A 26,743-nucleotide genomic window follows, 5' to 3' on the forward strand; every position below is an offset into this window, starting at 1 on the left:
GCCCTGGATGATCTCGATCACCAGAGCCGTCTTCCGCTTCGCCGTCCAACGCTTGATGCTGTCGTCCATCGTCATACTCATTGCTACGTTCTCCCTTGTAGCATGAGCAGGTTTTCACTGGGTCGATACAGAATAGTAGTCATGGTTTCCGGGGAGGAGGTGGATGCGATCGGCGGGAACATAGCGGCTCAGATATGCGAGCGCGTCCTGCAGTGACGGGCCGAAGGTGCCGGACAGGTCACCCGAGACGATCAAGGCATCGACGTTTTCACGGAGCAGCGGATCTTGCAGACCATGAAGCTCGAGCGGGTTGCTGCCCTGCCAGAAATTGGACTTGAGGTGGAGGTCGGCCATTACTGCGATCGTTCCGCCATTGTCCGGGATTTCGATAACGGTGGGGATCGGCAACTTGCGCTCCTGGACGAACTACATTCCCCCGCAAGAGAGAGCGGGAATTGAAATGCCTGATGGGCTATTTTAGGGCCTGATCCATCAGCATTTCGGTCAGGTCTGTCGCAGCCTTGTTAGGTGCGCAAGCCCCTCGCAACGCTCGCGATTTTTTCGCAAGGGTCGCGGTTCTACCGGAGGCCAAGAGCTGCGGGCCGGAATCGGTTTTCAAAAATATTATTCGCAAACGCTCTGAAGGCTGGATTTCGGAGTTTTTCGCAAACTTGGGGGGATCAACACGGCGGATCTGCGCCTTCAGGCCAGACAGCGAGTCGCATCTTTCGAATCAATCAACGTTGTAAGACGGCTTGCCAGGGGAAGCCGTGACCTTTTCTCACGCGATGAAGGGGCCGGGCATAGTGCTCGAAGAGCCCGCGCGTGTCCTCTGCCTGACTTTCACCTCAGCGCGGAATGAAGCGCGCCTGGCGCAGCTGATTTATAGACGGAGATTATTTTTGTCTATAAACTCAGGGATGCCCTGCCCGCTGGCAACCACGTTAAATTGGAGGATGCTGAGGCGCGGCTCTGGCCACTTTGTCTAAAGCTGCCAATCAGCCCAAGTTCTTCCCGAGCGCTTCCTTGACACTCTGATAAAGCGATGACCTGAACGCCTCGTCCTGGTTATGAAGCTTGTAGAGTTCCAATTCCTCTTTCCGGCGTTTTAGCATGACTTCCTTCATGATTTTATCGAACGCCAGGTCGCGACTGTATGGGTCAGGGTTTCCATCGAACTTCTCTTCGAAGTCTGGATGAGCCTGAACACTCTCCACGATGTTCAAGAACTTGATCCGCTGTTCCTCTGGTGTGGCTCCCCAGCCTTGGAACCAGCGCTCGTTGAAGCTGCGGATGATCTCTTCGAGCGGGTCTTCCTGCACCTCGCCTTCGCGGTAGCCGCGGGGATTGGGATTCTGCGGCTCTAGTTCTGCTTCCGAAGTGTCCAGGTCGATGGCGTGGTTCAGCTTGGTTCTCTCCAGCCCGTACGACGACAGGTCAACGGCCTCGAGAAGCTCATCTAGGGCATCCTGGTTGGGGTCCTGGATGTTCAGCTTCGGGACCAGGAACTTCAGGAACCAGAACAGTTTCTCCCAGGCCAGAACCTCGAACGGCATGATCGCGGCCATCTGGCCGTAGATCTTGACGAATTGTTTGGCCTTGATCTTGAAGTCGATCTTCTCGGGGTCATCCAGCTCCAGGCTGGTGTTGAAACGCTCAGCAGCAACATCGATGAGCGGGCTCAGCTTCTCGGCATCCTCGCCGTCGAAGAACCGCGTGCAGAATTCCTCGACCTCGGACCATTCGTACACGCCAACATCGTCCAGGGATGCCTTCAGTTCGTGCAGGACGTTGACGTCCGTCGCCTCGGACAGGGTGGTCACTGTGAAGAACGGGTCGAAGGCCGCCTTGATGTCCTCGGTCGAGTTGAAGAAGTCGAGAACGAACAGGTCCTCGGTCCGCTTGCCCAGCTTCGGCGAGGACCGGTTCAAACGCGACAGGGCCTGAACCGCCAGCACTGATTGCAGCTTCTTGTCGACGTACATCGCGCAGAGCTTCGGCTGGTCGAAACCTGTCAGGTATTTGTTCGCGACGACCAGCAACCGGTACTCGTCTTTGTCAAATTCGCTACGGGTCTTGTCCTCCGCCACCCCGTTCATGTCGGCCTCGGTGTACTTGACCCCATCGACCTCCTTCTCGCCCGAGAAGGCGATGAGCGCTTTGAACGGGTTGCCACGCTTGGCAAGCTCCGCCTGGACGGCCTTGTAGTACCGGATCGCCATTTCGATGTTCTGCGTGACGATTATCCCCTTGCCCTTGCCACGCAGCTTCTTCGGGTTGACCACGTTGTCGATGAAGTCATCGACCATGATCTCGGCCTTGGTGTTGATCGTCTGCTGGCTCCGCTCGACATAGGCGCGCAGCTTCTTCTGCGCCTTGGATGTGTCGAACAGGGGATTGTCTTCGATGGACTTCTGGATCTCGTAGTAGCCCTTGTAGGTCGTGTAATTCGCCAGCACGTCGAGGATGAAGCCCTCCTCGATCGCTTGCTTCATGCTGTACAGATGGAAGGGCCGGAAGCGTCCGTCAGGCTGCCGCTCGCCGAACTTCTCCAGGGTGATCGGCTTCGGCGTCGCGGTGAAGGCAAAGTAGGAGGCGTTGCCGCGCATCTTTCCGGCTTTCATCGCCTTCAGGATCTTGTCCTGGTTATCCTCCTCGTCGGGATCATCGACCGGACCGCCCATGGCTTGGTTCATCTTCCCGCTCGCGAGCCCGCTCTGACCGCTGTGCGCCTCGTCGATGATCACGGCGAAGCGCTTGTGGCTGAGGTCCGCGATGCTGTCGTAGATCACCGGGAACTTCTGGATGGTCGTGATGATGATTTTCTTGCCGGTCTCCAATGCCGCCTTGAGGTCGGAGGACTTGGTGGCATGGGCCACGATGTTCTTGACCTCGGAGAAGTCCTTGATGTTGTCGCGCAGCTGCTTGTCCAGCAGGCGGCGGTCGGTCACGACGATCACGCTGTCGAACAGCGGGGCATCCAGCGCCTTTGCACCGGGCAGGCCCAGTTCCGCGGGGTATGTCTCGATCAGCTGGTAGGCGGTCCAGGTGATGCTGTTGGACTTCCCCGAACCGGCAGAGTGCTGGATCAGGTAGCTGTGCCCCACACCCGTCTCTGCAGCGTGGGACAGCAACTGCCGGACCACGTTCAGCTGATGATAGCGCGGGAAGATCAGCGTCTTCTTCGCCAGCGGGTCGGTTTTCTTGCCCTCGAGCAGGACGAAGTGCTGGATGATCCCGGCAAGGCTTGCCGGTTGCAGCACCTCTTCCCACAGGTAGGCCGTCTTGTGTCCATTGGGGTTCGGCGGGTTCCCCGCGCCTTCGTTGTGGCCCTTGTTGAACGGCAGGAAGAAGGTCGAGGCCCCCGCCAGCTTTGTCGCCATCCACACCTCGTCGGTGTCGGCGGTCATGTGGACCAGCACGCGGCCGAAGGTCATTAGGGTCTGCTTGGCATCACGCTCGCGGTACTGCTTCTGGCCGTGGTAACGGGCGGTTTGGTGGGTCCAGGCGTTCTTCAGCTCCAGCGTCACCAGCGGCAGTCCGTTGAGGAACACCACCATATCCACCGATTCATTCGGGTTTGCGGTGCTGTGGTGGACCTGCCGGGTCACGCTCCAGATGTTGGCCGCGAAGTTGTCGTGGACCTTTTGTGCCGAACTTGCCAGCGGCGCGGGGTACATCAGGGTGAAATGCGCGTTGTCGACGGGCAGGCCCTTCTTCAGGACGTGCAGCAGGCCCTTATTCTTGATCAGCTTGTCGAGCTGGCCGGTGATCTTGGCCTGCCAGTCGGCGGGACTGTTCTTCTTGAGCTTGTCGAGGTCCCTGGACTGGGTGGTCTCGAGGAACTCCCAGAACTTGGCGCGGTCGAGCGCGAGAGGCGCATCGAAGTCCGAGGGCTGGCCGACGCGGAAGGGGCCGGTCTCGGCAGCGGCCCCGGCGGCCAGCTCTTCGGAGCTCGCGCCGCAGAGCCGTCGTTCGATGGCCTGTTCGAGGGCGATTTCCTTGGTGTTGCTGACCGCGTAATTCATGGGACTCTCACTTCACGTCTTGCCACCCGGGGCCCTGTCTCGGCGCCGGGCGCTTACAATACCTTGATCTTTCCAGTCACCGCAGCGTTGATCAAGCTCGTCTTGTATTCCCGCAATGCGGTGATCTGGGATTCCTTGAGGGCTACCGCCTGATCAATTTTCGCCGTTTCCAAGTCCAAGTGGGCAGTTAGTCGAAGCTGTTCATCTTTCGGAGGAAGGATCACTTTCAATGACCGAACGCGCCCAACGCTCAATTGAGGCAGAGCTGCACCGCGCAATGTAGGTCCATACTGCGATGCCAAGTAATCAGCTGAAAGGGTCCAATATAGATATTTCGGATCAACTTTCTTGTTGGGGTTGATCACGCAAAGGGAGTCCAGGATACCAAGGCGAATACCATGGGGAAGTATGCGAACTGCACCAATCGTTCCCTTGCGCGAAAAAACCAATGAGCCGTCTTGAAGGTGGCACCGCTGTTCTTGCTCCTCCACGGTGTTCTTTGAAACGCGCCGTGGTGTGTCGATCTCAATTCGTCCACCGGGCCGAAACTCCTGTGTGGAAATGAAAGGAAAGCCTTCGTCAACATACTCGGGGTTGCGGTGACTGGGATTGGGATCAATTACAGCGCCGACCGCAAGGATGGGAACGGCCTCCCAATGCGCGGGGATCTGGCCGATCCAGTCGAGGCCGCTGTCCTTCATGGGGGCGTCGGGGTTCAGGCCGCGGGTGACAGCCTGCTGGATCAGGATCTGCCTGCGCTCGGCCAGCAGCCTGATCTGCTCCTCCTTAATCCGCACCGCCTCGTCAATCGTCGCGCATTTCCCATCCAGAAACGCCGCGATGGCGCGTTGTTCAGGGAGTGGCGGCTCAACGAGTAGGCTGTTGGCGATGTGGTTGAAGCTGATGGTCTGGCGCACGCCAGACCCCAGCAGCTTCATGTACGCCACGTCGTAGCGGTGCAGGAGGTAGTTGAAGAACCGCTTGTCCATCTCGCCCTTACCCTGAAGGACGATGTACCCGGCACTGACCACCACGTTGATGTTCGACAAGCCGATACGCAGGCTTTTGAGGTCGTAGTTCAGGTTCAACGGGTTGACCAAGAACTCACCGGCCAGAACTTCCTGATAGGACGCCTTGGTGGCCAAAGGAATCCGCTCATCGTCTTTTTCGACGACTTCGCCGAAACTAATCGACCCGCAATTGAGGTCCATGTTCGTGCGGTGCTTCTTCTCCTGAAACAGGTGCTTCAGCTTGCGATTTTCCCAATGCGTTGGGACTTGCTCCAGCCAACCCTCACCGCTTTCACGGTAGCTCTCGTACTTCGGATACGTCGCGAGTTTCATTCCGCCGGCTCCAGCTTGGTCGCGACCTCGACTCCAAGGATGTCGGCGATCAGCCCGTCGGCCTTTTCCTCCAGGGCCAGAATGTCCTGCGTCACCTCTTCAAGGCTGCGCAGCGGTTTGTGGCGGTAGAAGTACTTGTTGAAGCTGATCTCGTAGCCGATCTTCACAGAGTCGAGATTGATCCAGGCCTCCTCCACATGCGGCTTCACCTCCGCCAGGAAGTAGCGGTGGATGTCGTCCTTCAACGGCACGCTTTCCGCATCGCGCAGGTCAGAGGTGCTCTCGTAGGTCAGGTAGCTGCCGTCCGTCTGCCGGTACCAGCCGAAATCGGCCAGATCGTCCACGGCACAGCCCAGATGCGTGGCCAGGTCCTCGACCTCCGCTCTGGTCAGCTTGTGCTTCTTGGCGATGACCTTCTTGGCTTTCTCGTCGTACCAGCTGACGGCGTTCAGGATGGCGTTCTTCTCGGTCACGCCCAGCTTGATCTTGCGCGCCTTGATCGCGGCGTTGACCGCCTTGCGGAAGGCGTTGAAATCGTCGGTCTCCTCCGTGCCCACATCGCCCATGATCTGGGTGGCCGTGGCCAGCAGGTCGCGCAGCTTGACCCAGTACTTGGTGTCGAGCAGCTTGGTCTTTGCCTTGGCGTTCAGGGTAATGCCTGCCTCCTCGCACCACGCGGTGATCGCCTTGGTCTGCTCCTTTAGGAAGCCCGGCTGATAGACCTGATCGCCGTGTTCGCCATAAAGCCATTCCATGGGCTCGCGCAGCGACTTGTCAAAGCGCAGGGGCGCGAGGCGTTCGGCGCTGAAGGCCGCACGGCGGCGGTCTGGGCGTTCGATGGTGACTTTGTGGTAGCCGAAGTCCGCGTTGTCGAAGACCTGCACGGCGATGCCGGTGGGATCGTTGTTGGCGTCCATCTCGCGCTCGATGGGGGCAAAGGCGAGGAAGGCGTCGGTGATGGCCTGGATATGCTCGTCCGAGAACTCGCAGTTCTTGTCGCCGAGGTTCTTGCGCAGTTTGCGGAACAGCAGGTTGGCGTCGATCAGCTGGACCCGCCCGCGCCGCGCCTCGGGCTTGGCGTTGGACAGGAGCCAGATGTAGGTGGTGATGCCGGTGTTGTAGAACAGGTTGTTCGGCAGCTGGATGATGGTGTCCAGCATGTCGTTCTCGATGATGAAGCGGCGGATGTTGGATTCCCCGCTGCCCGCGTCGCCGGTGAACAGGCTGGAGCCGTTGTGGACGGACGCAATGCGCGACCCAAGCGGGCTGGCACTCGTGGACTTCATCTTGCTGACCATCTCCATCAGGAACAGCAACTGCCCGTCCGAGGAACGCGGCGTGGCGTCCATGGTCTCGACCTTGCCCCAGTAGTCGGTCAGCTCGACCTGGAAGCGGGGGTCGATGACGTCCTTGCCGTCCTTGATGTATTTGACCTCGCTGTTCCAGCTTTTGCCGTAGGGCGGGTTGGAAAGCATGAAGTCAAAGCGGTTGGCCGAGAACTCGTCGGTCGACAGGGTGGACCCCACGCGGATGTTCGCGGGGTCATTGCCCTTGATCATCATGTCCGATTTGCAGATCGCGTAGGTCTCGTCGTTGATCTCCTTGCCGTACAAGTAGACGTCGGCGTTGGTCCGGATCGGACCGCCCGGCTCCTTGATGTAGTTCTGTGCCTCGGTCAGCATGCCGCCCGACCCACAGGCGGGGTCGTAGATCGTGATGACCGGGGGGAGCCGGTCCTTGATCGGGTCGAAGACGAGGTGCGTCATGAGGTGGATCACCTCGCGCGGGGTGAAGTGTTCCCCGGCTTCCTCGTTGTTCTCTTCGTTGAACTTGCGGATCAGCTCCTCGAAGACATAGCCCATGCCGAGGTTGGACAGGCCGGGCAGCGTGTTGCCTTCCGGGTCTTCGATGTGGTGCGGCGTCAGGTTGATCCAGGGGGAGACGAACTTCTCGATGACATCGAGGAGTACCTGCTTCTCGGCCATATGGCGCATCTGTTCGAACAGCTTGAAGCGGCCGATGATCTCTTTGACGTTGTCGGAGAAGCCGTCGAGGTAGTCCTCGATGTTGGCGAGCAGGATCTGATGATTGTTGGTGGCGGTGCCGTGCAGCTTCTTGAGAGTCCATTGGCTGGTGTTGAAGAACACGTAGCCCGAGGCATCCTTGAGCGGCTCATCGTCCAGCTCCGTTGCGCTTGGATCCTCTTGCTTCTGATACCTGACTTCTTCCAGAACAGCGGCCTTGGTCGGCTCAAGCAGCGTGTCGAGGCGGCGCAGGACGACCATCGGCAGGATGACATCGCGGTATTTGCCGCGCACATAGACGTCGCGCAGGCAGTCGTCGGCGATGCGCCAGATGAAGGAGACAAGGCTGTTGTGGGAAGTCTGGTTCAATGGGGGCCTCAAAAGTCACATGCGACCGCAATCGCTTTTCTAAATGACTACCCTTAGGACCTTGGCCCTGCAATGAACCAAGGTCTGGCCCGCTCTCGTTACTTGGCCAGAACGTGACGAATGCGATGCATGCCGCTTGTGAGCGTCCTAACTATCTCATCTGGCGACTCCGCTCGAACGCCAGCATCGCCACTTTCCTCTTGGCCGCGATCTCGCGAACGGTTGCGGCAACCGCTGACTCGCCGAAATCCCTTGGATTGAAGGGGCCCCCGTACCAACGGATCATGTCCTTGTGCGCCGGGTGAAGGCTATTGGCCATGGCTTCTACGAAATCGAAGAAACCCGGCGGGCCACCGACATCTTCCGGCGGCGCGGTGCGCTCGCCACCCAGATAGAGGGGATAGTCGACGTCTGGATCCGCGACTCCGACATGTTCGATGACGACGCGATGCTGCCAGTTGTCACCGAAATCGTAGGTGTATTCGAACTCTGCTACACCGCGCCCTACCAAAGTTTCCAGGCGCATATTCTTGGCATGGTAGACCTTGTGGCCCCATGCCGCATCCTCCGGACTGGGTTCCCCGTAGTCACGCTCCCCGACCGTGAACTGATAGAGGTGGTGGTTCTCCCAAGGCATTACGCCCTGGATGAGTTCATGGAGGGTGCGCAGGTTCGTGGTCAGGCTGACCTCGACCCGCCGCCATATGGTTGGGTCGATGTGCAAGAGCTCCACGCGCAGTCGAGCGATCTGATGTGCCATGAAGGCTCCTTCCACACGGCCGAGCGAGTGACCCGCGTCACTCTATTCCGCTGCGATGCCCTGTCCGGATGCCGAAAGGCGGTTGACGTAGGACTTGAACTCGCGCGTCGAGGTGAAACACCGATACCCGGCTGAGCTTGCGAGTGAGATCAACTCCGCGCTCTCGCCCAAGAGAACAGCGACGGGTTCGGACAATTCGGTCTGGACACCATTCGGCCAGACTAGGTCGAGGATCGCGCGTTGTTCGCCGGTTTCGGCATCAACGAAGTCGAAAGACATCTGACCTTGCGCGAAGCCTTGCTGCGCCACCCAGTCGTTAAGGGCTTCCAGTTCATTGGCTTCCTCTTCGCTGGCGATGCCGCCGAGAAGAACCTTGTCGGTCAATCTGGCCGAGCGCGATCCTTCCAGGATCGCAGTGTTGCCATGGAGCAGAGAGGCGAGGCATTCATTGGCAGCGTCGGCCAAGAGTTCCTTCCGGGCTTCGATGAAGTCGCGGTACTTATCGATCTTCCAAAGCTCGGGGTCCTGCGGGATCCACTGCGATTGGAGGGCGCCGGGGTGCGCCGCCTCGACCTCTGGGAAATATTCCTCGGGGCGACGATCCGAGATCGAGAGGTTGGTATCCTTGGTCAAGAAGCAGAAGTTGGCCAGCGCGTTAACTTCAGACCGTGCATATTTGGCATCATAGAGGCGGGCGCGGGGGAAGATGTGGTGAACTTCCAGCCGGCTCATTCTCCCTAGAAGATTGTTCTTCAACGGAAGGCCCGTGCCCCAGTCGCGCGCCTCGGTCATCCGCGTCAGCATGTACAGGACGGGATAGAAACGCGCACCAACGCTCCACGAATGGAAATGCCCTGGTTCAACGCGCAGTCCGCCCTGTGCGAGCCGGAGTTCGCCAATCAGCTTGTCCAGGTCTCCCCCGCTCTGGTCGAGAATGCCGAGATCCTTGTCGATGAAGCTTTCCACGGATCCCGAGAAACGCCCCCACATGCCGGTTTGGACGAACCAGAAGAGGAGTTTGTCACGGGTCTTCTCGTCCAGCTTGCCGCCATGGGTGTCGAGGAAGCGCACCATTACGGGAATGGCGAACTTCGAGAAGAGGACACGGTTATGATCGAGGCCAAGGCGACCGCCGATCATGTTCAGGCTGCTGTCGATATGCTTCACGGCGCGTTTCAGAGCGCCTTCGATGTCACCGGCATCTTGGCTGTGAAGGTAGAGGAACTTCGCCTCTCCGGTCAGGATCGTGTTCACGGACCGGAGCAGCCAATCGAGCGTGAAGTCATAGCCTTCTGAACGCCAGCGGCTGATGCTGGACTTCATCGTATCGCGGGCTGCCGGCCAGTCCGCGCAGATCTTCGCCAAGGCCAGATCGCCCTTCGATAGTTTGGTGCCGCCGCTGTTCACGCGATTGAAGATGTCGACGACGACGTCCAGTGTCTTGTCCGGACCGGTGACCTCCTCGATGTGGAAGTTCTTTTCACGGATGCCCAGCAGCTGGTTCAGGCGGCCGATGTAGTCGCCGACCTTCGCTTGGGTATCCGGGTTCTGGCCAAGGGTGGCCACGAAGGCACCGATCCCCGCGTTCCCCTTCTGCAGGACCTCGGTCACGTCGATCCAGAGGGGGTCGTCCCCCATCTTGATCGGCTGGAAGAACGCGAATTCCTCGGTCTCGAGGTTGAACCTCAGGTCGGTGAAGGCCTTGGCGTTTCCATCGAAGAAGCGTGGCGGCTTGCCACGGATCACGCCATAGAGCGAGGTGATCCGCTGTTGTCCGTCCAGGAGCAGCTTCACGACACCGGGTGCCAGCTGGCCGTCTCCACGATGGGTGGCCGTTGATGCGTCGGTTGCCCAGACCAAAAGGCTGCCAACCGGATGCCCTCTGTACAGCGATTGGAAAAGACCGCGGACCTGTTCACGCCCCCAGACATAGCCACGTTGGAATTCTGGAAGGGCCATGTGACCTTTGTCGATGTACTCGAGAATTGAAGAGATCTGCATTGAATAACCGATGAGCTACTGGGCGTAGCTGCAGCATGGCCTGCATCTGCATGGCTTCACAAGGTGCCACATGAAGATGCGGGACTGTTCCGGCTGTCACTTCGTTTTGGTGTGCAGGTTTGGAACCTTTCCAAGTTGTACCCATCAGCGGCACAGATTGGCCGTAACCTGCCACGGGATTTTTCCTCCGCCGTCGATTAGAGGCCGGCCCAACTTGAGGACGGACAATGAAGCGAACGAGATTCACGGATGAGCAGATCATCGGCATCCTGGCCGAGCACGAGGCATGCGCAAAGTGCGCGGACCTGTGTCGCAAGCACGGCATGTCAGAAGGCACCTTCTAAAACTGGAAGGCCAAATTCGGCGGCATGACGGTGTCAGAGGCAAAGCGGCTGAAGACGCTCGAGGATGAGAACGCCAAGCTGAAGAAGCTGCTGGCCGAGCAGATGCTCGACCTGGCCGCGATGAAGGAGCTGGTCTCAAAAAAGTGGTGACGCCTGCCGTGAAGCCCGAGGCGGTCGCGCATGCAAAGGCCCTTCTCGGGCTATCGGAACGGCGGGCGTGCCGGATTGCCGGTGCGGATCGCAAGATGGTCCGCTACCAGGCGCAGCCTGCGCCGGACACGGTGCTGCGCGGGCGGCTGCGAGAACTGGCCAACGAGCGTCGGCGGTTCGGTTATCGGCGGCTCTTCGTGCTGCTGCGGCGCGAAGGCGAGGCCTCGGGGATCAACCGGATCTATCGGCTCTACCGCGAGGAAGGGCTGACGGTGCGCAAGCGAAAGGCCCGACGCAAGGCTGGCCGAACGCGGGCCCCGATCTTGGTCGAGGCACGGCCCAATGCGCGATGGTCGCTGGATTTCGTCCATGACCAGTTCGCGGGCGGCCAGCGCTTTTGGGTGCTCAACGTGGTCGATGATGTGACCCGGGAGTGCCTCGCGGCGATCCCGGACACCTCGATCTCGGGGCGTCGAGTGGCGCATGAGCTGACGGCCCTGATCGAGCGCCGCGGAAAGCCGGGGATGATCGTCTCTGACAACGGCACCGAACTGACCAGTACGCAATCTTAACCTTCGCTGCCGCGCACCGGATCGAATGGCACGACATCGCGCCGGGAAAGCCGATGCAGAACGGCTTCGTGGAGAGCTTCAACGGGCGGATGCGGGACGAACTCCTCAACGAGACCATGTTCCGCAACCTGGCCCGCGCGCGGATGGTGATCGCGGCCTGGGCTGCCGACTACAATACCGAACGCCCGCACTCGGCCTTGGACTACCAGACCCCTGCGGAAGATGCGCGGTCCCTGACCACCGCAATCGCCCGCCTCGGCTCGCGCGAGATGAAATCTCCGCGCGTCGGCCGATTTCTCACCCTGCGCCGATCGGCGTAAACGCAAACCGGACTCCGGTCGCGACTGGATGAATGATCCGTGGCAGGCCAAAACACCTATCTTTCAAGGGCTTATGGCGGAGACGAAGGGAGAAGAATAACTCACGCAAGATGCTGAAATATAATTATAAATTATACAGAAAAACTTTACGTACCTCATTTCGCACCACAACACGGAGGCTAAGCAACTGCCGCCAACTTCGCCGCTGCGGCCAAGCAATCCAAGCTTCATTTGGAGTGCCGCACCCCACGGCACATAGCTTATGAACTCGCAAAGCCCCTGTCGCCCCCCCCCCCCCCTCCCGCAACAAATCAGAAGTGTCATCCGTCAAGTGACCGACTGTCACGAGGAACTTCCCTTTCTTCTTCTGACAGGCGGCTTTGCAATGCCCTCAAGATGACCTCCTCGATCTCGTGGACGCGTAGCCCATGGTCATATGCGAGCCTGTCAACCAGATTGGCGATCTCCGGGTCCTTAGGGCCATATATGGGCCAGTCATGCAGCTCGTGGCTGTCCGGGTGCGTTCGCGGTCTCATCAAGCTCATCTCCCCAAATGGCCAGCACAGCCCCAAGACTTCACTTACACAAAAAAGCTGCTGTTGAGAAAACGTAACTCACGCGGAAAAGTAGCGGTTCGCGTGCGATCACGTTGCGTACCGACCATAGAACCCGCCATCCAACCGCCCGCCATTCTCGATCAAAGGTGCCATTCACCGAGGTGTGCTGGATGCAAGCCACAAAGTAGTTGTATTGTGTAGCGCTACACGATACACACCTTGCATGGCAACTTACTTCGTGGGCGAAATTATGTCGAGCAAGATCACCAGCGCGGGTCATCCCGGCCCATACATCAAGAGCGATGTCATCCCGAAGGGGATGAATGTGACCCAAGCCGCCAAGGCGATTGGCGTCGGACGGCCCGCCCTGTCGAACCTTCTGAACGGGAACGCAAGCCTTTCGAGTGAAATGGCCATGAAGCTCGAGAAAGCATTTGGCGTGAGCGCGAGTGAACTGCTTGCGATGCAGAGTGTTTTCGATGCCGGAATGAGTGCGGCGACGACAAACATGACCGCTGTAAGGAGCTTCGTGCCGCCGTTTTCTGCCCCGAAGGCAAATGACATCGAGCAGTGGGCAAACAATTTGGATTCACGCTCCAAGTTGGCGGCGTTGTTGAGGATGCTAGTTCACTCGACCGGTGACGGTCTTCAGAAAGTGGACTTCCCCGCTCATGACGACTCCCAGCGTCCCGGCTGGGACGGAGAGGTCGAGACGCTGACGGGTAATCCGTGGGTACCTACTGGCGCGTCCGGCTGGGAGTTCGGAACAAACCGGAATATCAAAGAGAAAGCGGACGGTGACTTTTCAAAGAGCGTGAAAGCAATCTCTAAAACCGAAAGACTCAAGACGACATTTGTCTTTGTCACGCCCCGGCGTTGGCCAGGAAAGGATGCGTGGAAAACAGCACAGCTGGCCAAAAAACAATGGAAAGATGTTGTCGTCTTGGACTCCAGCGATCTTGAGCAATGGATGGAACAGTCCATTCCTGCTCAGGTTTGGTTTGCCAACGAAAGCGGCAAAGACTTTCGTGGCACGAAGTCACTGGAACGCTGTTGGGTGAAGTGGAATGCTGACTGCGATCCAGCCTTCACAACACAGATTTTCGACGAAGCGTCAATTATCGCCGGTAAGAAGCTCCTTACACATTTGAGAGGGGCGGATCGAACGCTTCGGATCGCGACAGACTCGGTACTCGAAGGTCTTGCGTTCGTTTACGCAATGTTGAGCGGAGACGATCCTGAGCTTTCAGCGATACGCGACCGCGCTGTTGTCTTCTCCGAAACCGGGCCAATCACTGAACTCGCCAACAAGTCATCCCGCTTCATACCGATCGTTACGAACCGCGAAACCGAGGTGGAACTGGCTGAGACGGGAACGCGTCTTGGTGGAATATCAATCGTGCCGCGCACGATGGTACAGAGCGAGGCTGATATTGTTCTTGATACGCTCAGCGGCGAAGCATTCCGCAAAGGCCTCGAAACGATGGGGCTGGGCGGCGATGCTATAGAACGTCTCAAGGACGAGTCGGGGCGGTCTCTCACGGTGCTGCGCCGCCGCCTAGCACGAGATCAGGCAATCAAGTCACCGGCATGGAGCGCTGACAAGGCGCTTGCGCGCTCAGTGTTTCCTTTCATGCTGGCAGGTGCATGGAAGAATGACAACGAAGCTGACCGAATTGTCCTTTGCCATTTGATGGGTGAGGACAGATATGCGGAGGTCGAGAGGGAGTTCGGCGATCTTCTCCCAATCGAGAGTTCGCCCGTCTGGTCGATAGGATCCTTCCGGGGCGTCGTGTCCAAGATTGACGCCCTCTACGCGGTCCACCAATGGGTGACGCCGGAGGATCTTGAGCGCTTCTATCAGGCTGCTGACCTTGTGCTTTCGGAGCCCGATCCTTCACTCGACCTTCCAGAAGGTGAACGCTGGGCGGCCAGTATCCATGGCAAGACCCGCGACATCTCTTCTGCGCTGCGAGAAGGCATCGCCGATAGCTTGGTTATTCTGGCGATGCACGGCAACGGGCTCTTCAGGAGCAAGCTGGGGGTGGATACGCAATCTCAGGCAACGCTACTGGTGAGAAAGCTCTTCGCTAGCATGGACGGCGAGACAATGGAGTCTCAATCCGATGAATTCTTGCGGTATGCTGAGGCCGCGCCCGAAGAGTTCCTGGGCATTATTGAGCGGGACTTGGCCAGAAATGATCCGAGCACACAGGTCTTGATGCGCCCGGTCGGTGACCCCCTGTTTTCCAGAAATCCTAGAGTTGGCCTGCTGTGGGCACTGGATTTGTTGGCATGGTCGCCGGAATACCTCCAGCGTGTCGTGGATGTGCTTGCAAAGCTTTGCGAACTAGAGCCTGGGGATCGTAGCGGCAACAGTGCGAAGCAAAGCCTGCTTTCGATCTTCCGTAGCTGGATGCCCCAAACCTCCGCCAACGTAAACCAGCGGATTGCAGCCCTGGATCAGTTGGTGAAGCGCTTTCCCGAAGTCGGATGGGCGGTTGCGAAGGACCAGTATGTCTCACGCTCGCGAACCGGCCACTACAGCGTCAAGCCGAAATGGAGGGACTATGCCTTTGGTAGCGGCGAAGTGGTGACCAACGGAGAGCGCTGGAAATTTGAAGAACACTGCCTTGAAGTAGCCCTTTCTTGGACGCCAATGACAAGAGAGAAGCTTGCAGATTTGGTGGATAGCCTGGAGGGTTTTGGAGACGAGTATCGCGCACGCGTGTGGGATCGCGTGGTGGACTGGGCAAAAGCGGCCACCGACGAGGATCGGGCTTGGTTGAGGGAGCAAATCCGTATGGGTGTTAGTAGGAGTGCCCGCCGCCTGAGCAAGAAGGGAGCGCCGAAGACGGCCACGCAAGCCAAGGTAAACAAGGCCCGCGATATCTATGACGAGTTGGAGCCTGGCGATATCGTCTGGAAGCACGCGTGGCTGTTCAAGAATTCATGGGTAGAGAACTCGTGGGAAGATATCCACGAAGATGAGCACGACTTCGAGGCACGAGACGTGCGCATCGCCAACCAACGAAAAGCGGGCGTCGAAGCTGTTTTGGCGCAGGAAGGTGTTTCTGGTGCTGTACGCCTTGCTCTTTCTGGGAATGCTTCGCACATAGTGGGTAACAACCTCGCGCAGATCATGAGCTCCGAGGCGGATCAGCTCGCCTTTATCCGGCGCATCGTTGGCGATCCCGAGTTCCTGACTTCGACCAAGCTACAGTTCCTGCTGGACGGCTTCTTTTTCTCGTTGGGTGACAAGAACGCGGTTGGCTTTATCAACGGATTGCGCGGCGAACTGACCGATGATCAATTGGTGCGCCTGTTCTGCCTTTGCCGGTTCGGGCAGACAGTTTGGGGCGCTGTGGAGGCTTCAAGCCACGCAGTGTCCGAAAGGTACTGGAAGACTGTGTCCGCACACTGGGCGAGGCAGACAGAAGATGAGCTACGCTACGCTGTAACAAAACTCATTGAAGCCCGACGCGGTCTAACGGCGCTGCAATTTGTCCATTTGGACCTTAAAAGCATCGAGTCCGAGCAGCTCTACGAAATCCTGCAGGCTCTTCCCCGAAGCGACGAAGCTGAGCGGGGAGCATCCTCGATGGATCGACATTCCATTGAGGAGGTGTTCAAGATCCTCAATTCGCGCGGCACAATTGGCCGCGAGAGGATGGCTGGTCTAGAGTTCCTGTATCTGGAGGTCTTCAGGTTCGATAGAGGGAATATTCCTAACCTTGAGGCCGAAGTAAACGACAACCCGTCTCTCTTCTGCGAGGCCATTCGCATGGCCTACAGGGGCAAGAATGAACCCAGAGATGTGGAACTTAGTGATGAGCAGAAGACTGCAGCCAGAAACGCGAACACCTTTATTGATGCACTTTCTTCAGTACCTGGGGTCGATGAACACGGTGTCCTCCGGACCGAAAAACTGAAGGAATGGATTATCGAGGCAAGGCGAATTAGTGAGCCGACAGGTCATCGCGCCATGCTTGACTATCAGATCGGGGAAATCCTCGCACACGCCCCTCTGGCAGAAGATGGGTCATGGCCTTGTGAGCCTGTGCGGGAGGCTGTCAATGATCTGTATAGCGTCGAGATTGAGCGCGGCATTACAATCGGGCGCTACAATGCGCGCGGTGCGACTTTGCGGGGGGAAGGCGGAGCGCAAGAGCGAGAGCTGGCGGAACAGTACGAGGGCTGGGCTAAAGCTTGCGAGTTCGAGCATCCACGCATGGCAAGAATCCTGCGTGAGATGGTTCGCAAGTACATCGCTGAAGCCGAGTGGCATGACAATGAAGCCATGATCCGCAGACGCATGCGGTACTAGCGGTCGACTGGAAATCGCGTTCTTAAGCGCGTGTGGGAGAGTAACGGAGATGACGAGCTTGCGATCACCGGTTTTGGATGACTTGGCGGCGCTTCTTGAGCGAGCTGAAAGGGCACTCCCTGCACCACCCTTCGCGAACCAAAGCGGTTGAATTCAGGGAATAATCCCGTCAAAAAAAGAAACACCAGGTGGGGGCTCGCCCGACCTGGTGCTCTAATCTGATGTCGACGGCGCGTAGCAAGTGCCAGTGGGGCCAGTTCGACTGCTCTGGAAGGGTACGTATCGCCGCGATGGCCGAGAGTCAAGTTCCATACCCGTACGATGCGGCAACGATCGCTTCACTCAAGGCGTCGCTTTCAGAGCCAAGATTCGCAACCTACCTCGCGAAAGCCAGTGGCAATGAGGCTTTCGCGTTCGCGCTGTACCTCTACAACGCAAGGCTTGCGAAATCGTTCCTTTTCCCGCTTAGCGTGGCGGAAGTGACCCTGCGCAATGCCGTGGATGGCGTCCTACTGCAGCTTTTTGGGGCAGCTTGGCATCAGGATGCCAACTTTCGCGATACAGTTCTGACGCCAGAAAGTCTCAGCGCCTTGGACAAGGCAATGAAACGAGCTCGGTCAGTCGAGCGCGGCAAGGTGATCGCGGAGCTTACCTTTGATTTCTGGTCAAACCTGTTTCGCAATGAATACGCAGTTCTTTGGCGAACTAAGGCCAATGTCGCGTTTCCGGGCCTTGCCCACGGTGAGGGGCGGCATGAAATCCAGTCGCTTGTGAGAGAGATCAACCGCCTGAGAAACAGGGTCGCGCATCATGAGCCAATTCTGGATATGAACGTCCCTGATCTGCATTCGAAAATCATTAAACTGGTGGAACTTCGGAGCAAAGTCACGGCCGACTGGATGCGGCATCACTCAACCGTGAGTGTCGTGATGCGAACCCGGCCAAATCTGGCAGGGTCCGCACCCGTCACCTTGGCGAGTAAAGCGGATCAACGGTTCGAAATCGTTGAACTTGCCTCCACGCTGGTCAGATTGGCAGGGGAAGAGGCGCAAACATGCGCAGCATTCGTTTGCATCGATGAAGGCGTTGTTGTCGGTGCAGTCACGCACCAGCAACTAGCTCATTATATAGCTACCAAAGCCTTAGAAATGGATGGCATGATCGACTTAAGGGACCACACTGTTTCAGACATCCTGAATAATCCAGCAGTCGCGGATGGCTTTAGGGCAGTGCTGGCAGGATCGTCGTTCTTTGATGCCGTAAAAATACTGAAAGAACCAAAGACGCGCGTCGTCGTGGCCGTGGACCCTGATGATGGAGCGCCGGTTGGAGTGGTACTGCGTGCCCACAGGCGATACTGACTGCCAAGCTGCCGAAGCTACCCTTTATTGAAAGCATCTCACATTAAATAGTTATTTATTTGTTCCCGCCCGAACCTTAAAGTTTTGGACGAGGCCAGACAGGAAAAACGATGAAGATCAGGGTTAGTCAGTTCGTCGATTTCGCGTACGGCGACAAGCGCAAAGACAGGGCGAAAGTCAGAAGCATAATCGACGAGCTCGATTTGCCATATGATCCGGCCAAGGATCGCTACAAGCAGTTTCGGGAAGCTTTGGTATCTTTCGAAGATCAAAGAATTTCGAATAAAGAATTTTTAAACCTTCACTCCAAAGTGTCGGCAAACAAGGCTTCTGGATATAAGATTTTATGCCAAAATTACCTAGATTTGAAAGAGGATCACGCGCTCATTTGGCAGGGGCGCAGCCCTGTCGAAGCGGAGATTTCTGGCCTACATATCGCAACGGCCTGGTACTTACGTACAGAAGCAAACAATCAGAGACGCATCATTTTCCTACATTTTGGAAAAGAACAGCTGCCACGAAAGAAGGAGCGGGGCCTTCTAACTATACTGAGGTTGGCTAAACCAGATTCGGCAGGAGTCGGCATCCTGAACATCCAGCCGGGGACGCTGATAACTGCGACACGGCTAGACCAGAGCGAGGCCGACTACCTACACAAGCGGGCTGAAAAGTTTGTAGCACTCGCCAAGGACATTAACGCAGGCGACTAACGGGATAGATCGCCGCTGAAATGCTCACGCGCTGCGGCAAAGTATTGCATCCTTAGCCGCAGCGCAGTTGTCAGTCGTCGAACCATCACCGTTTCTTCGTCTCGTCCGCACTGAGGCGCTCCGCGCGGTCCATCATGCGTTGCATCTTGGCCCCTGTACCGGTTGAGGGGCGGTGATCTGTTGCGGCGGCTGAGGAACGGGTCGCGTCCGCTCCTGGATTCAACCTCCGGCTTGCATCGCTCTTTGCGTTCGAGGACATTCGGTTCGGTTGAATCGGGCGGGATTGCGGCATCATTCGCCGGACACTGCCACCAACGGTTGCAGCCGCCCAGCCTGCCTGCAAGTTGCCCGATATCATCGGCACGATGAACGGGATCGCCACGACCATCACAAGCGAAAGTATGACGACAGCCAGAAAGGGAAGCGTCGCTCCGACCTGCTTGACAGAATCCGGCGATCCGATCTGGCCGACCAGCTGGCTCACCAGGCCGAAAACCATCGAGAAAACGCCAGCCATCACGACCGGGTAAAGGGCAAAACTCGCCAGCGCAGACACCCATCGGTGGAAATAGTCCTTCGTCACCGGGAACATCGAGCAGAGGATCATGATGGGCGCGATACCTATCAGGAATGTCATCATCATCTTTGCCAGGACGAGAACAGCGCCCGCCGCGCCGCCGATTACAGCAAGAAGAGCCATGAAGAAGACTCCCATCACAGCCTTGCTGACCGCCCCCATATGCGATGTGGCCGAGTTGCCGTATTCGGCCAGTCTGTCGAGCTGAAGGTCAAAACGAAGGGCAAAATATCTGGGTCCCGCGAGGTCTACCCCGATTGCCGAGCCGACCAAGTGCCCAGCCAGTTCGTCGAGGCCGTCGATGATATGACCGCTGACGAAGTTAAAATTTGCCCAATTGAACGCGAATGTGTTGATCAAAGCGATCTTGAATGACAAGACCAGCAGCTCTTTCCCGTCCATGGGGCGGATTTGCCATGCCATATTGATAAACAGAACGATCATCGCGAGGGTCGCAGCCCCGACAACTATCGTGCCGGAGATCTCCGCGACCGCCGCGAACTGCGAGTTAGCCACTTTCTCGAGACCCTCGTCTGCGGCTGATACGATAAAGTTAACGATACCCATCACTCAGCCTCCTGGCACTGAGTGCACAACCTATCCCGAAGATCGGAAATGACAGGGAAATACTCTTCCGCCGACCATGCGATATGAAGGCTGTCGGTGGCGGTCGGGGCGGCAAAACCCAGTTCCGTGTACTCGTCCTCAATGATCGCCCAGTCGGGCCATAGAGTCTCGCAATCGCAAGAACCGGCCTCCAGCGCCATCTGATGCCGCTTCAAGCTATAGAGGTCATCCGCTGCCACTGAGCGCCATGAATCTCGAAACGACCGGAAAGTCAGATGTTCCGGTCGCGGGCGGATCGCGCAACCGTAGCGGTCGGTCTCTGCGGATTGGATGGAATTGCTCAACTCGATCTGGTCCGCCATCACCGGATAGGCAGTCAAAGCCAGAAATAAGATAGCTCGATAAATCATGCGGTTACTCCCGTCGTTTGTTCGGTGTCGCCTGTCGCCTGTCGCTTGTCCGGTGTCGTCTGTTGCGTGTTGACTGTCCGGTGTTGAGTGGCCACGGTCGCGTGTCGCGTGTCGCGTGTCGCGTGTCGCGTGTCGCGTGTTCAGTGTCCGGTGCTGCCTATCCCCTGTTCAGTGTCGCGTGTTGCTTGTTCAGTGTTGCGTGTCCGGCGGAGAGCCGGAGTTCCGATCAATGGCGCAGGCCATGCACGTCGTCCCCGATCTCGTCGTTCACCGCGTCCCGAGGCGCTTCTGCGCCTCCAGCGCGAGCGACAGGCTGTGCTTCAGCTTCGACGGTGCCTGCGCGGTGTCGGGGCCATCCTGCATCCAGCCGTTCAAGGCTTCGACCAATGAGAGCTGCGACCTGAGCAAAGCGATCATGGAGCCGCGCAACCCATCCAGTTCCGTCCGCCTGTCCTGCCCGGAGGCGGTCAATTCCTGCGCGGATACCTTCGAGGCTTCCGTCAACTGCTCGACGTAGCCCAGCAATTCGCGTTCGAGCGGCGTCAGACCATCCATCGCTCACTCCTTCGGGATCATCAGGCAGTCCATGGGTTTTCCTGCCAGCGAACAGCGTGTCAGCGCCGCGCGGCTGCTGCGCGGGATCAGATAGACCGCCTCCGACCGCTCGATTACCCTGAGCCCCATCGTGTTCAAGTTCGGCGTCAGCCATGTCATGACTGACCAGGTCGAAATCCCGGTGCAGATCATCAAGCAGCAGGCCACCAGCATCGGCCACATCAGAGCCTTCCATTCCGGCCGAGCTGCGTTCGCGCTCTGCCGCATGAGGTGCTTCCTCACGCGCAACAGGTAGCCTTCCGTATCGGTCTTGATTGTAGCCAGCGCGTTTTCGGTGATGACCGTCAAATCGGACCTGAAGCTCTGCAACTGTGTGTCGATCGAGGCGGCGTTCTCTGCCCTGATCCGCTCCATGTCGGCGTTCAACTTCTCGCTCAGCCGTTGCTTCGGCTCTCCAGTCTTCATGGAAAATCTCTCCTTTCAGGCGAAACCGTTCTTCGGTCTCGGGGTCTTTGACGGTGAGGTAATTTTTGCCAGCGCGGGGCACCTCGAAGCCTGCATCGGTCAGGGCGGCGACCATTCCCGCCCGATCCTCGATCAGCCCCATGGAAATCTGATCACCGATCCAGGCATGGAGCCCGTCGCGCCCGGCGGAGCGGTCCGGGGCTTCCGAGACCGGCTTGACCTCGGCCGCGCGTTCCACGTCCATGGGATCGGCCCAGCCGTGGGTCTTGTTCATCAGGTCGCACAGGCTGTCGAAGGCGCGTTCGTAGCCGGGTGGCGCAATATTGAGGCTACGCCCGCTGTGCAGCTCCATGCGTGGCGTGCAGAAATGCAGCTCGACGCGATCCTCATGGGTGTGGCGCACCCAAAGGCAGGCGTAGCGATCGGCATCGAGCCCGGCGAAAGCGATCTCCTCGAAACGGTCGATCACCTCCTGCTGCTGGTCCTCGGTTGGGGCGTCCTCGCGAGCGAAGCTGATGACACCGGCGCGATAGGTCCATTTGTGCGGGCAGGCGTCGATCAGGTTGGTCATGCCTTGGGGATCGCCGCGGACGACCGCCGGCAGCGGTTCGCGCGTCACGGTCATCGGCTGGCCGGACGCGTCGCGGATCAGATCGCGATTGTCGTCATAGGCTAGCACCGTGCGGGCAGTCAGGTAGTCGACCGGCCCCGCGCCGCCGCCCTTGCCGTTGGGGAAGAACTTGATCAGCATCCGGGGGGCCTCCGGTGCTGGGCGATGATCTCCGCCAACCGCCGCTCGATGCCGACCAGCGCCGCCGCCACGCGCAGGGCCTCGACCTCGCTGGCCCGACCCGCGCGGGTCGCCGTGTTGAGCCACCGCGCAATCTGGTTGAGATTTCCGCCGTAGCGGGACACAGCCAGCACGAGCGCGGGGTCGACACGGGGCGCGGGCTTGCGCCGTTTCGGAGCCGCGCCGGTGGCGAGTTGCCGAAGCATGGCGGACATGGACAGCCCGCGATCCGCAGCCGCCTGCCGGATCAGCGCTTTTTCCTCGGAGGAGCAGTAGAAGAACACGGCTTCCTGCTTTTCCGAGGAGACCGCGCCCCGCGCGGTCAGGTTGGGGTTCGAAGGGGAGGCTTGCCGCCCCTCGCAAGGCCCCGGTTCGACGGTCGAAGACCTAGAACCGGGTCGCCTTGCTCTTTGCTCAGACTGCTTGATGTTCGAAGTCACCATGCCACCCCCGCACGGCGAAGTTCAGCCTCGGAGATCAAGCCTCGGGACAGCAGCTCACCAGCCTGATTGCGTGAGATGTGCTGGCATATCCAATTGCGCTCGCGGACCCACCCGGCGAGCTGTCGAAATTGATTTTCTTCACGTGCGACGGCGTCCATCTGCGCTTCGCGGGCTTCTTCGACAAGTCGCTGCCAGATGCTCTCCCGAAACCAGTTGTCGGAGAAGCAAACCTTCGAGCGGGTGTAGCCTTCGGTCTCGGTCGCATAGGCACTGACTGCGCAGATAAATTCCTCGGTGGTGGTGCCGTCTTTGATGGCCCGCTCGAATTGCTGCCGGCAGGTGGTCTTGTTCCGACGCCGATCCGCTGGATAGGCACGCCATGCTTTCTCGAAATCCTGATCCTCCCTCCCGCGCATGTCCGCGCGCGTAGGTGGTTTCTGGATGGTTTTAGGATGGTTTGGGGGTCGTGGAGACACCGGGGGTGGGGTCATGGTGACCTCGGAGGCCGGATCATTCGCATCCGGGGTCTTGCTGACCCCGGATTTCTGCTGTCCTCCTTCGGTGTTCGCTTTTCTCTTCGTCAGGTCATGCAGCTCGGACACGGCGGCAAGGCAGATGCGGTACTCTATAGTGTACCCGTAGTCACATTCGCGCTCTCCTGTCTGAACTAGAATACCCTCGGCGATGAAGTCTCGAACGATGCGCTTGACTGTGGCCAAGCTCAGTTCGGTGAACTTCGCGATGCTGTGTTTGGAGCAATAGACGCCCTCGCCATCGTCAGAAGCCTTGTCCGCCAAAAACATGATGACTTGCTTGCGTGGGGCGCTGCCGAACTTGCGTGTATTGCATTGGTTTGAGACCTGCCAACTCATGACGTCTCCCCCCTCAGGAGGGCCGCGCCGACATATCGCGGCCGGAAGCCTATAAGGGAGGGCAGAACAGACATCGACGCCGTTGCAGATAAATTTGGCCGAACGCGACCACGTAGATCAGCGTGGCCCTCGTTCGGCGCGCGCACCATGAGTGCAGCGCCAGGCTCATTTGTGTGCATCATTGAGCAAGCCTTTCCCGTCAGCCCGCCTCAGGCGGTCTGGCGATACCGACAACGGTATCGGCTACAGGGTTGAGTATTGGGGCGGCTTTGGCTTAGACTTCGGGTGCGCAAGAAATCAAAGCAAGGCTCCGCCCGGTGCGGGGTTTTGCTTTATTTTCTCAGGCCATGTCGCCTGGCAGAACGCGATTATCTTCGATATAGGCGTTCAGATCGCTGCCGAGGTATTTAACGCGACGGCCGAACTTCAGGAAGGGTGGCCCCACCCGGCGGTGTCGCCATTGCGCCCGTTTTGCTTTGGGAGCAATCAGGTCTAGCTCTCCGTCACTGTCGTCGTAGACACGTTTATTGTCAAAAACTTCCATCGGATTTCAGTCGCCTCCAGTTTCCGTTTCGCTTTCCGGTTCGGTTGCGTCTGGTTGTGCTAGATTGCGCCGAAACTGTCCAAACTGAGCACCAATAGAAAAAATATCTACAAAGTTATCGTCGTGTAAGGGTCTTCTAGGAAAATCAAAACTGCCCACGTGGAGAACTCATCATCGCCGTCAGAGAGCGCTAGTCTAGACGGCTCGTATGCATCCACTTCCAAGCCGACATGGTGAAGCAGTCTTTCTACGCCGAGAGCAAAGGCAGAGCAGATATATCCGTCTGGGTCTTTGGACGCTCGACAGACGTTGCTTGTGTACCTTTCAAATCCAACCCGTAGGAAACGAGCAAGGACAACAGCCCTTTCGTTGGCTTTGGTTTGCACCTGCGCTTTTTGATGCTGGTAGAAAGATTGCAAGCTTTCGATCTTATTGAGATTTTGCTGATGAATGAGGTCATCAAGGATGGGCTTCACCTGAAGGTTCGCAGGGTAAGGCAGTGAATGAAGTGCGTTGATTGCTTTAGACAAGTCCCGATGAGCTTTTCCCAATTGCTTCAGAACTTCTGTTTGCCGCCCTCGATCGATCTGATTTGGCCCCAAGGCAAATCTCGGAGCCAAGATGCCGTGCATTGCCACCGCAAGATTGTAATTTTCAAACCTGCAGAATTTCGTCTCGTATAAATCTTCGAGGAAGTGATTTAGCTCTTTCATGACTGCCGCATAGTTCCGGAAAAACGGACTCGAACGATCCAGTTCCAGTCCATCTTCCGGCCACCATTTGGGCGAGAGTCTGCGTTTTGACGACTGCATCCTTCTGAGCGTGGGATTTCGCGAAGAATCCAGTGTGTCAATCATCTCATAAAACCGTTCATACTCCGGCGAACCGAACATATGCATTCCAACTCTCCATCAGTTCTCGCCGCTTGCTCAGCAAGTCACTTCGCGCATAGGCCCGCTCCACCTCCGAGCCAACCTTGTGCTCCAAGCTCATTTCCGCCACTTCGCGCGGGTGGTTGCCCTCCTCGGCAGCCCAATCGCGAAACGCTGATCTGAACCCGTGTACCGTCACCCCCTCGATTTCCATGCGTCGTAGCAGCATCAACATCGACATGTTCGAGAGCGGCTTGTGTCGGCGCTGCCCCTCAAAGACACATGCGGAGCGAAGCGCCTTCAACGGCTCGACAATTTCCATCATCTGGTCGGTAAGCGGAACACGGTGCTCGGTTCCCGTCTTGGTCCTTTCTTCAGGGATCGTCCAAATAAGCTCATCGAAATCAAATTCCTCCCAGACTGCTTGCAGGACCTCGCTGGTTCGGCATCCTTTCAGGCAAGTGAACATCAACGCCTTAGCCGCCGTGCCACTTTGCCCAGAAAGCTGGGCGTAGAACGCCGGTACGTCCTGCCAGCGCATCGCGTTGTGGTGCTTCACCTTCGCCTTCACTCGCGGCAGTACACGAGCATCAATGACGACCGTCACTGGGTTCTCCCCTTCGCGGAAGCCCCGTGAGCGGGCCACGTCCAAAACGGCTTTCATCCGTTGCGCGACACGGCGGGCGGTCTCGTGCTTCCCTGTCCAGATAGGGGAGAGGACCTGCAGGACTTCCGGCTGGTCGATCTCCGAAACAGGCAAACGGCCGATCTTGGGGAAGGCGTAATCCGCAAGCGTGTTGATCCACTGCTGTCCGTGCTTCGGGTTCTTCCATGTCGGCAGGCGCTCAATGTGAACCTGACGTGCGACCTCCTCGAAGCACGGCACCTCCTTGTCGCGGTGATACTTCGGGTTTAGCCCCTGCTTTGCGAGGCGTCGGTATTCAAGCGCTCGCTCGCGGGCGACTGTGAGCGTAATGATGTCAGCGCCGCCTAGACCGAAGTCCGTTCGGTTGGGCTTGCCTTGGCGATTACGCTGCCCCTTCACGGTGACGCGCACGATCCAGCGACGGGCACCCGATGGGTCTACGACGAGGTAGAGGCCATTGCCGTCGCCGTGCCGTCCTGCGCCCAGGGGCGGACGAGATTCTTGGTCAGTTTGCCGGAGGTGTAGGCCATGGAATGTACCACCTTTCATGCCACGGAACGAACAGAACCGAGCGCAATCGAAGTGAAACGAATGCAATCAACGAACGAAAATAAGCGCATAAGTCCATAGACTTATACGCTATCAAGCGCCCCAGGGCCATTCAATGAAAATGGTAGGTGGCGGAGACGAAGGGATTCGAACCCTCGAGACCCTTCCGGGCCTACTCCCTTAGCAGGGGAGCGCCTTCGACCACTCGGCCACGTCTCCGCTGACCCGTTTAGTGGGGCATGGTCCGAGAAACAAGGCGAAAATGGCGCCTGCGCTCCCGTTCAATTCACATGCGTGATGCTGCATGCGATTTCGGGTGTCGCGACGCAATCCCCCCCGGTATCTGGCGATGCTTTGTCACCGGCCGCAATGCCTTGCGCAGCTGGGCCGGGGCATCGAGGGACAGTTTTACGGCTTGCGCAGTTGCGCCACCTGAGCTACTCTCGATCTTTTGACAGGATCTGGCGTAATTTAAGCTACTCGTTGCATCTGCTGATCGGGTTGGTTGATATCATTTCTCTGCCAATAGACCAGCGCCGGAGGTTGGCCGCCCAGGGCTGAATGCGGGCGCTGGTGGTTGTAGAAGT

Annotated in this window: 17 protein-coding genes, 1 tRNA gene and 1 pseudogene; 4 read left to right on the plus strand and 15 right to left on the minus strand. The window is 58.1% G+C overall.

Features of this window, described 5'->3' with window-relative positions:
- Nucleotides 1-114: 114 nt before the first annotated feature.
- The 6 genes from ACN0SO_RS26435 to ACN0SO_RS26460 form a co-directional block, all read right to left on the minus strand.
- The gene (locus ACN0SO_RS26435; RefSeq protein WP_417682777.1) at nt 115-408 is read right to left on the minus strand and encodes a metallophosphoesterase; all 294 of its coding nucleotides are present in this window, start codon (nt 406-408) and stop codon (nt 115-117) included.
- Nucleotides 409-998: 590 nt separating this feature from the next.
- Nucleotides 999-4,028 carry a type I restriction endonuclease subunit R gene (locus tag ACN0SO_RS26440; RefSeq protein ID WP_417682779.1) on the minus strand — a complete coding sequence of 1,010 codons (3,030 nt, stop codon included), beginning with the start codon at nt 4,026-4,028 and terminating at the stop codon, nt 999-1,001.
- 53 nt (nt 4,029-4,081) lie between these two features.
- Nucleotides 4,082-5,371 carry a restriction endonuclease subunit S gene (locus ACN0SO_RS26445; protein WP_417682781.1) on the minus strand — a complete coding sequence of 430 codons (1,290 nt, stop codon included), beginning with the start codon at nt 5,369-5,371 and terminating at the stop codon, nt 4,082-4,084.
- Complete coding sequence (locus ACN0SO_RS26450) at nt 5,368-7,764, minus strand: type I restriction-modification system subunit M (RefSeq protein ID WP_417682783.1); 2,397 nt, start codon at nt 7,762-7,764, stop codon at nt 5,368-5,370. Before ACN0SO_RS26450 ends, ACN0SO_RS26445 begins: the two co-directional genes overlap by 4 nt.
- Before the next feature lie 151 nt (nt 7,765-7,915).
- Nucleotides 7,916-8,524 carry a plasmid pRiA4b ORF-3 family protein gene (locus tag ACN0SO_RS26455; protein ID WP_417682785.1) on the minus strand — a complete coding sequence of 203 codons (609 nt, stop codon included), beginning with the start codon at nt 8,522-8,524 and terminating at the stop codon, nt 7,916-7,918.
- Nucleotides 8,525-8,566: 42 nt separating this feature from the next.
- Nucleotides 8,567-10,525, minus strand: coding sequence for a GmrSD restriction endonuclease domain-containing protein (locus ACN0SO_RS26460; RefSeq protein ID WP_417682787.1), 1,959 nt, complete (start codon nt 10,523-10,525; stop codon nt 8,567-8,569).
- Nucleotides 10,526-10,752: 227 nt separating this feature from the next.
- On the opposite strand from ACN0SO_RS26460, the pseudogene ACN0SO_RS26465 reads away from it, so the two are divergent.
- From ACN0SO_RS26465 to ACN0SO_RS26480, 4 genes and pseudogenes are all read left to right on the plus strand, one after another.
- Nucleotides 10,753-11,943, plus strand: a pseudogene (locus ACN0SO_RS26465) (IS3 family transposase).
- Between the two features lie 748 nt (nt 11,944-12,691).
- Complete coding sequence (locus ACN0SO_RS26470) at nt 12,692-16,795, plus strand: HigA family addiction module antitoxin (RefSeq protein ID WP_417682788.1); 4,104 nt, start codon at nt 12,692-12,694, stop codon at nt 16,793-16,795.
- A gap of 290 nt (nt 16,796-17,085) precedes the next feature.
- Entirely contained in the window at nt 17,086-18,156 is a 1,071-nt protein-coding gene (locus tag ACN0SO_RS26475; protein ID WP_417682790.1) for a hypothetical protein, read from the plus strand.
- Between the two features lie 110 nt (nt 18,157-18,266).
- Entirely contained in the window at nt 18,267-18,866 is a 600-nt protein-coding gene (locus tag ACN0SO_RS26480; protein ID WP_417682792.1) for a hypothetical protein, read from the plus strand.
- An 85-nt stretch (nt 18,867-18,951) separates the two neighbouring features.
- Here the strand turns inward: ACN0SO_RS26480 and ACN0SO_RS26485 are convergent, their stop codons facing one another.
- The 9 genes from ACN0SO_RS26485 to ACN0SO_RS26525 form a co-directional block, all read right to left on the minus strand.
- Nucleotides 18,952-20,010 (minus strand): type IV secretion system protein, encoded by a 1,059-nt coding sequence (locus ACN0SO_RS26485; RefSeq protein WP_417682794.1) that lies wholly within the window; start codon nt 20,008-20,010, stop codon nt 18,952-18,954.
- Nucleotides 20,010-20,420 (minus strand): hypothetical protein, encoded by a 411-nt coding sequence (locus tag ACN0SO_RS26490; protein WP_417682796.1) that lies wholly within the window; start codon nt 20,418-20,420, stop codon nt 20,010-20,012. The genes ACN0SO_RS26485 and ACN0SO_RS26490 overlap by 1 nt, the downstream gene beginning before the upstream one ends.
- Before the next feature lie 226 nt (nt 20,421-20,646).
- On the minus strand, nt 20,647-22,191 hold the full coding sequence (locus ACN0SO_RS26495; RefSeq protein ID WP_417682797.1) for a relaxase/mobilization nuclease domain-containing protein: 1,545 nt from the start codon (nt 22,189-22,191) through the stop codon (nt 20,647-20,649).
- The gene (locus ACN0SO_RS26500) at nt 22,185-22,673 is read right to left on the minus strand and encodes a plasmid mobilization protein (RefSeq protein WP_417682798.1); all 489 of its coding nucleotides are present in this window, start codon (nt 22,671-22,673) and stop codon (nt 22,185-22,187) included. Before ACN0SO_RS26500 ends, ACN0SO_RS26495 begins: the two co-directional genes overlap by 7 nt.
- On the minus strand, nt 22,667-23,545 hold the full coding sequence (locus ACN0SO_RS26505) for a hypothetical protein (protein WP_417682800.1): 879 nt from the start codon (nt 23,543-23,545) through the stop codon (nt 22,667-22,669). The genes ACN0SO_RS26500 and ACN0SO_RS26505 overlap by 7 nt, the downstream gene beginning before the upstream one ends.
- 340 nt (nt 23,546-23,885) lie before the next feature.
- Nucleotides 23,886-24,089, minus strand: a complete 204-nt coding sequence (locus ACN0SO_RS26510) for a hypothetical protein (protein WP_417682801.1) — start codon at nt 24,087-24,089, stop codon at nt 23,886-23,888.
- A 107-nt stretch (nt 24,090-24,196) separates the two neighbouring features.
- Nucleotides 24,197-24,988, minus strand: a complete 792-nt coding sequence (locus tag ACN0SO_RS26515; protein ID WP_417682803.1) for a hypothetical protein — start codon at nt 24,986-24,988, stop codon at nt 24,197-24,199.
- The gene (locus ACN0SO_RS26520; RefSeq protein WP_417682805.1) at nt 24,960-26,156 is read right to left on the minus strand and encodes a tyrosine-type recombinase/integrase; all 1,197 of its coding nucleotides are present in this window, start codon (nt 26,154-26,156) and stop codon (nt 24,960-24,962) included. The genes ACN0SO_RS26515 and ACN0SO_RS26520 overlap by 29 nt, the downstream gene beginning before the upstream one ends.
- A gap of 129 nt (nt 26,157-26,285) precedes the next feature.
- A tRNA-Ser gene (locus ACN0SO_RS26525) sits at nt 26,286-26,375 on the minus strand.
- Nucleotides 26,376-26,743: the final 368 nt, after the last annotated feature.

It is taken from the genome of Roseibium sp., from assembly GCF_048260565.1.
In the GTDB taxonomy this organism is placed as follows: domain Bacteria; phylum Pseudomonadota; class Alphaproteobacteria; order Rhizobiales; family Stappiaceae; genus Roseibium.